This window comes from Bacteriovorax sp. HI3 (assembly GCF_059738875.1).
Genome location: NZ_AP026946.1, coordinates 560,111 through 571,454 on the forward strand (window position 1 = coordinate 560,111; position 11,344 = coordinate 571,454).

Consider the following 11,344-nt stretch of genomic DNA (forward strand, 5'->3'; position numbering starts at 1 on the left):
ATGAAAAAAGTTTTAACTTACCAAGAAAACGATATTTACTTCATTACCTTGAATAATCCTGAAAAAGGAAATTGTTACGATGCTGACATGACAGAGGAAATCGCAAGTGCTTTTTCTCATGTCCCATCATCAGCTAAAGCGATTCTTCTTAGCGCTGAAGGAAAAAATTTTTGCACGGGTGCAGACTTGAACTGGATGAAGCGCGCCTGTGAATTAAGTGCCCAAGAAAATCTGCAAGACATGGCCAAAATTAAAAACATGTACCAGCAGATTTTAAAATGCCGTGTGCCAGTTATTTGCCAGGTGCAAGGACAAGTTTCTGGTGGAGGAATGGGGCTTGTGGCCGCGAGTGATGTGGTGGTAAGCGATCAATTTTCTCAGTTTTCTTTACCGGAAAAAAAATGGGGACTTATCCCGGGAATCATTACTCCTATTTTAAAAAGCAAAATAGGAGAGAGAGAATTTGAACATCTTTCAGCAAACGGTGATAAAATTGATGTGGTCGAAGCTCAAAAAATAAAATTGATTCATTATTTTAGCGATGTGAAAAACATCGAAAAATATATTGGAGATTGCCTCACTCTTGTCAGAGAGGGAAAAATTCAAAGACCAGTTTTAAGCAATGAAATGAATGAGGAGCTGGAGAAGTATTTAATACTATCAGCACAAAAAAGGCAAAGCGGAGAGTTTTGTGAAAAAGTTAAAAGACATTTTTCATAACTACTGGCTCACAGGGATTCTGTGCGTGTTTCTTGCAGCCTGGGTATGGACGAAGTCGTTGCATATCTCGCAGACTTACATGGTTAACAATCCCTATTGGTATAACCTAAAAAGCAAAATGATTACGTCGAACATGATGGGCTCTACCGGCTCAGCACTTTCGCGCTCAAACATTGCGGGCAATCAGTTGAACTTGAGAGCTGGTTATGGCGCTAATGAAATTAATTCTGTCCAGGCCGTCCAACTTTCATCTCTTAGCTTTGATGCTTCAATCCCGCTAAATTCTTACCTAGATGTGATCTTTAACGTCACTGATCATAACCTGACAGCTTTTCGTTTAAGCCGTAGCTCACTTTTTCCTTCCATGTTTTATCACGGTAAACGCGAAGGAGATTTCTTAAATGTTCAGCCATTCCCTATTGATCTTCCTTCATCAGGCAAAGTCCAAGTGAGAGTGCAAGAAAGTGAAGAAGGCATCACTCTTTTTGTCGATGGGCAAAAAGCAAGTGTTATTCCCAATGACCATTTCCAGTGGGCCCAGTTTGGCTTTAAAACCGGAATGCGCGGGGCCTTTGTCTCGAATATTGAAGCATTGGATGTTTCTGGAATTAAGATTGGGACTTCTCTTGAAAACAACCGTGATTATGAAAAACATTTCATTGGTCACTTCTTAATTATTTTAGCGGGAGCTTTAATCATCGCTTTCGTTGTAAAAAAACTGAGAGACATCCATTATTCAAAGTCATTTGCCATTTGCACATCATTTATTTTTCTTCTGGGTGGTCTATGGCTCGCCTTTGATTACCTTTATTTCTCAAGGCTCGAAAGTGACTGGAGTGACAAAAGGCTCGCGACTCGAAGGATTAGAGGAGTGTCTGTGGCCGAAGAAGATTACGATTTTGAGGTTGGACGCTACAGAGTTTTTAAGGCCTGGTATGAGGCCTGGGGTGGGAAGAGTTCTGACATTCATTCCTTTGTTGCGAGGTTTGGTGAATCGAAGTTCGAGCCAAGCTATTTTTACTGCTTTAATGAAAAGTGCGGGTCTATAAAAGAGCGCGCAACGATTAAGGCCCTTGATAACGGCAAGCCTACGATAAGAATTGGTTTAGTGGGGGCGAGTTTTAGTTATAGTAGTGGGGTCACTCATCCAGGTGATGGCTTTATGAATGTCGCCCATAAAAGAATTTATGAGGCAGTTAAGGAAAGATTTAATCTTGAAAGCATCAATTTTTCAATCGATCAATTTTCATATAGAACAGATCGCAAGCGTATACTAAAGAAAGTACAGCAGGAAAAAATTAATTATCTTCTTCTGACAAAAAATACAGATTTTTCAGTAATTCCAGAACAGGACCGTGGTTTTAAAAAACTTTTAAAAGAAATGACTCCAATGGGAATCACTCCCATTTATCTTTCACTTCAAAAGAATCCTGAAAGCTTTATGAGAACCAATTCCGATGTAAGGCTCGACTTGCTGTTTTTTAGTAAAGCAGTAGAAGAGCAGAGTTCCTTAAGAGAAAAAGAAATAATTGAGCGCTGGACACAAGAGTTTGGTTTAATTGTCCTAAACCCCAACCCATACCTCAATCGTGACGACCATATAAAAAATGGGAATATGTGGTGGGATAGGGCCCACCTAACATCTTATGGCTACAGGCTTTACGGTGAATGGCTTGGTGATGAAATGACGAAGATCCTTGCACAACATAATTAGGTGAATGAATGACAAAAGCTTTTTTTATTAATGTTGCCCCATCAAATGACCGTCGTGATGAAAAAGAATTTCATGCACAGCTTGATCATTATGTCGGGAAAACGAAAAAAGAATTTTTTAAATACACCCTCATTACGGCAGGTGATAAGCGTCTTGACCCATGGGTTGTTGCTCAAAAGGCCATGGAGAAAAACCCTGAATTTCATCCACTGATTGCGGTGAATCCACTTCATCAACATCCTTTTCACATTGTGAAAAAACTTTCATCACTACAGGATTTTTATGCAAGGCCTATGGCCCTGAATATGATCCCGGGTTCGTTTCCAAACGAAATGAGCGCCCTTCATGATGAGCTAAGTTTTCTTGAACGCTTCTCTCGTTTAAAAGATTTTTCAAATGTTCTCAAAGACTTCTTTAAAGAGAAAACAACAGGCAGTTTTCAGGGCCAGTACTACCAGGTGACAGATGCAAAGTTGTTTCCTCCTTTAAAAGAGGATGTTGAATTATTTTATTCTGGAGTGACGACAACGCCAGAGTTGTCCGGTAATTATGTAAGAGGTATCAAGCCTCTAAACGAAATGAAAAAGAGTGAAGGGGCCAATCAGGGACTCTTGCTGGGGATTTGCACGAGAGCAACTAATGAAGACGCACAGGCCAGCATGCAAAAGCTTTACCCTCAAGATAGAAAAGGGCAGATGCTCTTTGATATGGTTCTAGGAGGGCATGAGACTTCATGGAGCCAGTGGATAAAGGATTATCTCCAGAAGAATCCGAACGAAAGAGATGATTTTAATTTAAGTGCGATGAAAAATTTCTGGACTTCGGCACCTTTTATTGTGGGAAGCTACGATGAGTGTGCAGGGCTGTTAAAGAAGTATAGTGATTATGGATACGAGTTTTTTATTACAGATTTTCACCACGAAGATTTCCAGCATGTCGAAGAGTGCATCAAGCGATATAGAAAACTTTAAATCCTGAAATAAACAGGTGGCAGGTCAAAAGTCTGAATGAGGGAGTTGTCGTCGAGTTTCCATCCGAAATAAAAGACAACAAGGACAGCAAGGGCCACCTTGATCCACAAAGACCAACCGGTAAAAAAATCGATTTTATTTTTCTTTTCCTGAACGAATTCAAAAACAAATAACAGGCCCACGGCCCCTAAAAATAAGGACAAGTTGATGTCGTGGACTCTTAGTTCAGGTATAAGTTCAAAAGAGCGGGTCATTCTATGCCAGAAGTCTTTGTGTTGGAAAAGACCATTTCCAATCCAGATACAGACAGATAAGAAGATACCGATCCCCGGCAGGGACCATTTTCTTTGAGAAACGTTAAAAGCGTAAATGGCCAGTCCGTTTAAGAGACCAAAACATAACCAGTTTAATCCAATCCCGTGCCACAATCCCATTAAAAGAAAAGAAAAAAGGATGATGAAATCAGGACTGATTTTTCGTCCCCATTTGAACATCGCTGGGAAAGTGACGTAGTCTCGCATCCATGTTCCCAGTGTGATGTTCCAGCGCTGCCAGAATTCATTGGGGTTTTTAGCGTAATAAAACGGCTTAAAGCTAATGGCCAGGTCAATTCCCATTGCCTTAGCACAACCTCTTCCCATTTCACTATAACTGCAAAATAAAACGTAAGTGATAAACGTATCGAGCAATCCCTGGTAAATAAAATTATCTATTCCACTGCTACTTAGAACTGATCTGCTGTAGGGATCAACAATGAGAAATTTCTTTAAGTACCCAATACTGAAAATAAGAATGCCGTCGACCAGGTTATTTAATGAAAAAGGTGGAATTGTTTTTAACTGAGGAAAAAAATGTTTTCTGCGTTCAATGGGGCCTGCCATTAATACTGGAAAAAATAAAGGCATGGTCATCGCTGGAAGAATATCTTCTTTTTGAATAGGTGTTTCTTCTCTCCAGTAATCAATAATCATCCCTAAAAGAATCAGCATGAAAAAGCTGGTGCCGTAAGGCGTCCTGAAACGTATGAACTCGGGAAGGATTTTTAAAAGAACAAAAATAAAAACATTTAGTCCAACGAGATAAGGAAAGAATTTTTTATCGGAACGCTTTTTAAGCAGAAAAAGTATTCCAATATTAAAAAGGATAATCCCTGCAAAGATATTAAACCAGAGAGCGCCCCAGTTTAAATACCAGATGACACTCGCTAGAAAAACACACCAGAGTTTAAATCTCCCCGGAGTGTAGTAGAGGGCCAGAAGAGCAAAGGCCGTATAAAAAATAAATTGGACAGTCGAATACATCATATCTTTCTGTCCTTTTTAAAACGAGAAGTAATAAAAGGATCGCGTGTGACTAAAATCTTATGCGGGCACATAAAACTTGGAAGTTGAGTTTCACAAAAAATTTTAAGTCTTTCCCTGAAATCCTGTTCATCATAATCCGCGGCAAGTAAAAATTTGGCCACAATGATATTTCCAATGAGAGCATTTTTCTCTGCAGTCACGCTGATGTCTTCTGCTCCTTCAATGCGAATGAGCAGGTCTTCTACTTCATAAGGATAAAATTTTCTTCCGGCCATGTTGATGAGATCATCTGTTCGGCCAAGGATCTTGATAAAACCTTCGCGATCAAGCTCAGCAGCGTCACCTGTTTTAAACCATCCAGGTGCCTGATTGACGTAATTGAGATAACCCAGCATTCGGGTTTCTGTTTTGATAAAGAGAGCACCTTCTTCAATTTTAAAGTCATTAATCGATTGATTGAATTTAAAGCGTGCAGGATCGTTTTGATCAGTCGTCGTTGAGAGGATTCCAATCTCGCTCATTCCATAAGTATGCTTGAATTCGAGATGAGGAAGAGCGTCTTTTATGGCAAGCAAAGAAGATGAGAGTGCAGGCTCAGAGCCATAAGCAATCTTCTTTAGCGTTTTCATCTTCTCTTGATTGAAGGCCTTGGAAATCAGCATTAGGTTAAGAAAACTAGGTGTCGTTTGAAAATAATCAACCTGCTCTTTTCCAATGAGTTCTGAAACTCTAAGCGGAGTCATTTTTTCTTTATCACTGACCAGGGTGTTTTGATGAGTGATGGCCTCCATAAGCGTTTCAATTCCCGCAATGGTGTCAGCGGGAGAAAAGGCCATGGTTGTATGAAAATGGTTTTGAATCTGGTGATATTTTCTGACAAAAGCTTCAGCGCTATGGCAGATGAATTTAAATTTATTTCCTGAAGTACCTGATGTTCTCACTAAAAAAGGCGAGATTTTATCCTGAAGAGCTTGCAGGATAATAGGGTTTTGAGTTGCACTGGTGTTGGCAATATCATTAAATTTCTTATTTGCAGGAATATAAATAAAACTCGATTGAGTTTCGCTTTCTAAAAGCGCGCGAAAGTCAGGATCGACAAACTGATAAGTTGCCGACATAAACACGCAGTGTTTTTCCAGAAGGCACGAAACGAACTTAACGTAGGTTTGGTAATCATTGGAAGCTTCCAGGACAAAAAGCTGTTTTTGGGTAAAGGCTTTTTTTAAATGCTCACGGCTTTTTTCCAGGTCATTAAAAAAGTCATCGTAAGTCTTTTTTCCATTTTCAGAAATATTAAAAATCTTAGATGAGTGTTTCCAGCTTTTGTATAGCTCTTCCATTTACTTCAACTTTTCCGCGAGAAACTCGCTTAAGACCAAAGCATTGGCAAAAGGCGGCTTGTCTCCGTTGAGAACATCGGCCGTGGTGATTTCAATTTTTTTCTTAAACTGACCTTCAATGAAATTTTCCAGAAGAAAAACAAAACTCACAAGATTAAGCGAATCCAGCACAGCGCCAGGGGGCCCATAAAGTGGAGTCGTGTCGTTGAAGCTTTTGAAGTTGAGATTGGGAATTTCGCGCTCAGCTTTTGCGATCGCGGGCAAAACAATCTGCTTGTGGATTTCTTCTACAGTCATGGGTAAAATTATCTGATTAATAAATTTGCTTTGTCTAGTTTTTTGGTACTATTTGGGTTATTACTTAGTATCACATTTTTACTTAGGAATGATTATGAAAAAGCGCGAAATCCACATTGTTGGTAATTGGAAGATGAATCAAACTCTGCATGAGATCAGCGAGTTTTTTATTCAGATGACGGCAATGAAAATGGAGTTAAAGTGCAAGGCGTGGATTGCTCCTCAGTCTCTGCATATTCCTATTTTAAAAGAAATCGCTTTCACTACTGGAGCGATTCAAGTGGGAGCACAAAACTGTTCACATGCTGATGCTGGTGCGTTTACAGGAGAGATTTCTTCGGCAGCTCTCGCTGATATCGGAGTGGAGTTTGTGATCATCGGACACTCTGAAAGACGTACTATTTTTAAAGAAGACAATGAAATCTTAAATCAAAAAGTTCTGGCGGCCCTAAAGCACAATTTAAAAGTGATTTACTGTGTAGGTGAAACACTGGAAGAGCGCGAATCAAATACAACATTCAAAGTTATCGAAGAGCAGCTTGCGGTTGGATTAAAAAATGTTCCGGCCGATAAAGCACACTTACTCTTGATTGCTTACGAGCCAGTGTGGGCCATCGGTACTGGAAAAGTGGCGAGTGCAGAACAGGCCGAAGAAGTTCACGCTTTTATTAGAGGTAAACTCACTCAAAATGCTGAGCAGACCATCATCCTTTACGGGGGGTCAGTGAAGCCGGATAACATTGACTCACTGCTAAGAAAAGAGAATATTGATGGTGCACTTGTTGGCGGGGCGAGTCTAAAGGCGAAAGATTTCAAGCAACTGTGTACAAGTGCTAGCGTAATCTAGCCAAAACTCTTAAAATAATTGGAAAAACACGGCAATTTTGTTATCTATTTAAGACATTTTATTTTTTAAGGACAAAAGTTCATGACTACAGCATTAATGGTACTTCAAGCAATTATCTCAGTTCTACTTATCATCACTGTTTTACTTCAATTCGGTAAAGGTGCTGAAGCGGGATTAATGACTGCTGCTGGTTCTGAATCAATCATGTCGAGTTCAACTCGCGGTAACATCATGACAAAGATCACTGGTGTTCTAGCTTTCTTGTTCCTTGCTAACTCAATCTACCTAGCTCGTCTTCAGGATTCAAAATTCCAAAAATCAATCCTGGATTCTGAAACTCCAGTTTCTCGTCCACTAAACTCTGATGCGACAACAGCTCCAGCGCCAACAACAACGGCACCAGCTGCACCAGAAACGACGGCGCCTGCAACTACGCCTGCGACGAAGTAAGTAAGGGCGGCACCATGGACGCGGCCACCAGAAACTTAATCGATCAAGAGTACGCACATTTAAAGACACTTTATTTTAACTCGGCCTATTTCGGGCCTAGTCCTATTCGTGCGAAAGAAACGATCACGAAAGCAATGAACCGCGAATTAGATCCGTCGTTCTATGCTTACGATGATTGGATGAGTATTTCAGAAAAACTTCGTGTGAAGTTTGCTGAACTGATTCAAGTCTCTCCAGACATGATCACTCACTCAACTTCTTCGTCTGATGTTATCAATATTATCGCCAATGGATTTATCTTCGAAAGCGGAGACAGAGTCGCCGCGATCAATAAAGATTATCCTTCCAACATCCTTCCGTGGATGCTGGCCCAAAGACATGGAAAGTTTACTTTCGACATGATTGACCTGGGGAGCGAGGTGGTTCCCACTCCTGATTGGCTGGAGAGAAACCTTAAGCCTCAGACGAGAATCTTCAATATGTCATACGTGACGTTTGATACTGGTAAAAAAATGGACCTGGTATCAATTGGAAAATTCTTAAAATCAAAAGACATTCTTTTTGTTGTTGATGCAACTCAGGCCCTTGGGGGAATGGAGATCACAGCAGAAGAACTTTCATATATCGATGTCCTGACAGTTTCTTCTTATAAGTGGATGCTTGGGCCTTACGGACATGCCTTTGCTTATTTCAGCCAGAAGGCACAGGATTCAATCTATCACTTGAATGCTAACTGGATTCTAAGCCCGAACTCAAAACAAGTTTACAACCTGCTGGACTATACAACTGAAACACTTCCGGGTGCTCGTCAGTACGATAGAGGACAGGCGGCAAACCTGCTGTGTTCTGGATGCCTGGAAGGAAGTTTAAGTTTCCTTCAGGAAATCGGTCTTTCGAACATCAGAAAATACAACGCTGAAATCCGAGACTACTTCTTAGCGAATTACCCGAAGAAAAAATACAACCTGGTTACACCTCTTGATCACATGGGAAATATCGTGTGTATGAAGTCGGTGAGCGGGGACAGTATTGCGCTTGAAAAAGAATTCAAAGAGCGCAATATCGACGTGTCTGTTCGTCAGGGGAACATTCGTCTTTCTTTCCACGTTTTCAATACAAAATCACAAGTTGAAGAATTGATTAAAGGAATGGATATCTAGGGAATGCTTGCGCATTCTATCCGACTTTCTTTTTGATTTTTCCGAATGACTGGGGCTTGTCTCCGGCACCGAATCCTTCTACCTTGTACCCTTTTGGGTTTCTAAAAGGTAAAACGTTTTGCGGCTGACATGGATCAAAGTCTTCTGGAAGCTCTTTATTTAATTTTCCATTGAGAACTAACTGCTTCACACTTTTTGTGAACACTTCAAAGAGTTGTGGGTCGAGTTTTTTTCCAACTGTTTTGGCCATAACTGCGATGGCGTCTTCAGTTGAGAGCACTTCGTGGTAAGTTCTTTTGGTCGTAATGGCATCGAAGAAATCGGCAATCGCAGTAACACGGGCAAGCAGGTGAATGTCTGCTCCTGAGAGTTTTCTCGGGTAACCGCTACCGTTGAAATTTTCGTGGTGTTCGTACACAACACGTTTAATGATGTTGAAGTCTACACCTTCGCAGTCACATGGATTTTCTGCGAGAAGCTCAAACCCGAAGGCAGGGTGAGTTTTAATGATATTGAATTCTTCGTCTGAAAGTTTCTCTGGCTTATTGATGATGTCGGTAGAGATTTTAATTTTACCGATATCGTGAAGAAGCCCGCCGAGACCGGCCATAACGATTTCATCTTTTGTGGCATTTGGTTTTGCCGCTCTATAAAGAGAGATACAATACATCGACACGTTAATAGAGTGATCGTAAGTATAAAAGTCATGGAAGCTTAAAGAAGCAATCAGCCCTTGAAGCTTTGAAACGTCGTAGTCTTTAATCACGTCAACCATGGATTCAACGGCCACTTTACACTCAGAAATCGTTTCTGAAAGAAGCTCTGTCGTAAACTCTTTGTCTTTATCAAAGAGTTTATCGAGGTAGTGAATCGCTGATGATTTAATAACTTCTGTTTTCGTCGTATCAGCGACACCGCTGATTTGGATTAAACTCTTTAAATAATCTTCGCGCTGAAATTCATGCACGTAGAGCTGGAAGTACTTTTTCTTAAAAAGCTTCAGGTCCTCTAAACTTAATAAGTCGTTTTTTGGGTAGATGCGAACAAAACGTTCACGCTCTGAAGAGGCCGAAGAGTTGACGTAAAGATCATAGGGAATCGATTTATCCAATAAAATCAGATCAAAAGAAACTGAAAAAAAGTTATTCCCCATTTTACTCATACTAGTCGTATCGGCGTAAGGATGGCTTATGTTAAAAATTGTACTGGATCAAAAGCCTTGGCTAATATACAGTATAGCAAATTCTCAAAGAGCCTGCTAAGTAGGCGGAAAGACTCATATGAATACCCCGATTCTAACTAAAAAAGACCCGTACGCGGCCCTTCGATACCCCGATTACCGATTCTACATATTAACCAGGATTTTCCTGGCGATAGCCCTTCAGATTGAGGTGGTCAGTATTGGCTGGCACGTTTATGAGATCACCAAAGACCCGATGTCTCTGGGGATGATCGGACTGGTGGAAATCCTGCCAAACTTTGCGGTGACTTTGTTTGCTGGTCACTATGCCGACATCTACGACCGAAAGAAAATTGTTATCTCATGTCTCTTTGTCGTGATGTTAAGTGGTATTGGTCTTTATACCATCACCCACATGGTTCCCGATAACAATCAACAGCTCTCACTCTTTTATGTGGTGATTGCGATAACGGGGCTTGCCCGCGGGACACTTTCTCCTTCAATGTTTTCTATTCTTACAGAGTGTGTGCCGAGGGATATTTACGTCAACTCAACGTCGTGGAGTTCAACGATTTGGCAGATTGCTTATATGCTGGGAGCAGGAGTGAGTGGATTTTTATTCGCTTACATTCGTTACGATGCTTACCTGGTAGTGAGTGTACTCGTTCTTTGCGGAATTATTTCATTTAGTTTTATTTCGCCAAAGCCTCACTTGATGACAAAAGAAAAGCGTGCACCGATGCTGGATTCAATTAAAGAGGGGATCTCTTACGTCTTTAAGAATCAGGTTTTTTTAGGGGCCCTTTCTCTCGATCTCTTTGCTGTTTTATTTGGTGGCGCCGTCGCTCTTCTTCCAATCTTTGCTAATGATATTTTAAAAGTGGGACCTCAAGGACTGGGCTTTTTAAAAGCGGCACCGAGTGCGGGTTCATTTATTATGGCCGCCATTAATATCTATTGGCCTCCAGTGAAAAACACGGGAAAGAAACTGCTCTTTGCTGTGTTTGGTTTTGGTGTGTGCATGATTATTTTTGCACTCTCAAAGAATTTTTATCTTTCAGTTTTCATTCTCGCTGTCAGTGGAGCTTGCGATAACATCTCTGTTGTCGTCCGTGGAACGATTATGCAGACGCTTGTGCCTCCAGATATGAAGGGAAAGGTCTCAGCAGTTAACTCTGTGTTTATTGGTTCATCCAATGAGATTGGTGCATTTGAGTCAGGGACGGCCGCGAAGATTATGGGGGTAGTTCCTTCGGTGATTTTTGGTGGCACAATGACACTCCTTGTGGTGATTTTTACAACATTTAGGGCCCCAAAACTTAAAAATCTCAACTTTGAGTAAATATCAGCGACATTTTTTT

The 11,344-nt window shown here is 40.8% G+C and carries 11 protein-coding genes; 7 read left to right on the forward strand and 4 right to left on the reverse strand.

What is annotated here, in order from left to right; genetic code table 11:
• Genes AC6JA8_RS02650 through AC6JA8_RS02660 form a run of 3 tightly spaced genes read left to right on the forward strand, consistent with a single transcriptional unit; the run spans position 1 to position 3,405 of the window.
• A complete protein-coding gene (locus AC6JA8_RS02650) occupies positions 1-720 on the forward strand; it encodes an enoyl-CoA hydratase-related protein (RefSeq protein ID WP_497975641.1) in 720 nt (239 codons plus the stop codon).
• Positions 692-2,434 carry a hypothetical protein gene (locus tag AC6JA8_RS02655; RefSeq protein ID WP_497975642.1) on the forward strand — a complete coding sequence of 581 codons (1,743 nt, stop codon included), beginning with the start codon at positions 692-694 and terminating at the stop codon, positions 2,432-2,434. Before AC6JA8_RS02650 ends, AC6JA8_RS02655 begins: the two co-directional genes overlap by 29 nt.
• A gap of 8 nt (positions 2,435-2,442) precedes the next feature.
• The gene (locus tag AC6JA8_RS02660; protein ID WP_497975643.1) at positions 2,443-3,405 is read left to right on the forward strand and encodes an LLM class oxidoreductase; all 963 of its coding nucleotides are present in this window, start codon (positions 2,443-2,445) and stop codon (positions 3,403-3,405) included.
• Here the strand turns inward: AC6JA8_RS02660 and AC6JA8_RS02665 are convergent.
• From AC6JA8_RS02665 to AC6JA8_RS02675, 3 genes are read right to left on the reverse strand one after another with little or no spacing between them, the layout of a single operon-like run.
• The gene (locus tag AC6JA8_RS02665) at positions 3,402-4,709 is read right to left on the reverse strand and encodes an MBOAT family O-acyltransferase (protein WP_497975644.1); all 1,308 of its coding nucleotides are present in this window, start codon (positions 4,707-4,709) and stop codon (positions 3,402-3,404) included. The genes AC6JA8_RS02660 and AC6JA8_RS02665 overlap by 4 nt on opposite strands.
• Positions 4,706-6,049, reverse strand: coding sequence for an AMP-binding protein (locus AC6JA8_RS02670; protein ID WP_497975645.1), 1,344 nt, complete (start codon positions 6,047-6,049; stop codon positions 4,706-4,708). Before AC6JA8_RS02670 ends, AC6JA8_RS02665 begins: the two co-directional genes overlap by 4 nt.
• Positions 6,050-6,346, reverse strand: coding sequence for a hypothetical protein (locus AC6JA8_RS02675; protein ID WP_497975646.1), 297 nt, complete (start codon positions 6,344-6,346; stop codon positions 6,050-6,052).
• 94 nt (positions 6,347-6,440) lie between these two features.
• Between AC6JA8_RS02675 and tpiA the strand changes: the two genes are divergently transcribed.
• From tpiA to AC6JA8_RS02690, 3 genes are all read left to right on the forward strand, one after another.
• The gene (gene tpiA / locus AC6JA8_RS02680; RefSeq protein ID WP_497975647.1) at positions 6,441-7,193 is read left to right on the forward strand and encodes a triose-phosphate isomerase; all 753 of its coding nucleotides are present in this window, start codon (positions 6,441-6,443) and stop codon (positions 7,191-7,193) included.
• Between the two features lie 81 nt (positions 7,194-7,274).
• Positions 7,275-7,643 carry a preprotein translocase subunit SecG gene (gene secG, locus AC6JA8_RS02685; RefSeq protein WP_497975648.1) on the forward strand — a complete coding sequence of 123 codons (369 nt, stop codon included), beginning with the start codon at positions 7,275-7,277 and terminating at the stop codon, positions 7,641-7,643.
• Positions 7,644-7,657: 14 nt separating this feature from the next.
• On the forward strand, positions 7,658-8,803 hold the full coding sequence (locus tag AC6JA8_RS02690; RefSeq protein WP_497975649.1) for an aminotransferase class V-fold PLP-dependent enzyme: 1,146 nt from the start codon (positions 7,658-7,660) through the stop codon (positions 8,801-8,803).
• A gap of 16 nt (positions 8,804-8,819) precedes the next feature.
• Here the strand turns inward: AC6JA8_RS02690 and AC6JA8_RS02695 are convergent, their stop codons facing one another.
• Positions 8,820-9,956 (reverse strand): HD-GYP domain-containing protein, encoded by a 1,137-nt coding sequence (locus AC6JA8_RS02695; RefSeq protein WP_497975650.1) that lies wholly within the window; start codon positions 9,954-9,956, stop codon positions 8,820-8,822.
• 127 nt (positions 9,957-10,083) lie between these two features.
• Here AC6JA8_RS02695 and AC6JA8_RS02700 point away from each other — a divergent pair, with 127 nt between their 5' ends.
• Positions 10,084-11,325 (forward strand): MFS transporter, encoded by a 1,242-nt coding sequence (locus AC6JA8_RS02700; protein WP_497975651.1) that lies wholly within the window; start codon positions 10,084-10,086, stop codon positions 11,323-11,325.
• Positions 11,326-11,344 lie beyond the last annotated feature (19 nt).

Excerpts from the sequence above, each read along its gene's own strand:
- AC6JA8_RS02650 (WP_497975641.1), top strand. The coding sequence starts at position 1 with ATGAAAAAAGTTTTAACTTACCAAGAAAACGATATTTACTTCATTACC.
- AC6JA8_RS02660 (WP_497975643.1), top strand. The coding sequence starts at position 2,443 with ATGACAAAAGCTTTTTTTATTAATGTTGCCCCATCAAATGACCGTCGT.
- AC6JA8_RS02665 (WP_497975644.1), bottom strand. The coding sequence starts at position 4,709 with ATGATGTATTCGACTGTCCAATTTATTTTTTATACGGCCTTTGCTCTT.
- AC6JA8_RS02670 (WP_497975645.1), bottom strand. The coding sequence starts at position 6,049 with ATGGAAGAGCTATACAAAAGCTGGAAACACTCATCTAAGATTTTTAAT.
- AC6JA8_RS02675 (WP_497975646.1), bottom strand. The coding sequence starts at position 6,346 with ATGACTGTAGAAGAAATCCACAAGCAGATTGTTTTGCCCGCGATCGCA.
- tpiA (WP_497975647.1), top strand. The coding sequence starts at position 6,441 with ATGAAAAAGCGCGAAATCCACATTGTTGGTAATTGGAAGATGAATCAA.
- secG (WP_497975648.1), top strand. The coding sequence starts at position 7,275 with ATGACTACAGCATTAATGGTACTTCAAGCAATTATCTCAGTTCTACTT.
- AC6JA8_RS02690 (WP_497975649.1), top strand. The coding sequence starts at position 7,658 with ATGGACGCGGCCACCAGAAACTTAATCGATCAAGAGTACGCACATTTA.
- AC6JA8_RS02695 (WP_497975650.1), bottom strand. The coding sequence starts at position 9,956 with ATGGGGAATAACTTTTTTTCAGTTTCTTTTGATCTGATTTTATTGGAT.
- AC6JA8_RS02700 (WP_497975651.1), top strand. The coding sequence starts at position 10,084 with ATGAATACCCCGATTCTAACTAAAAAAGACCCGTACGCGGCCCTTCGA.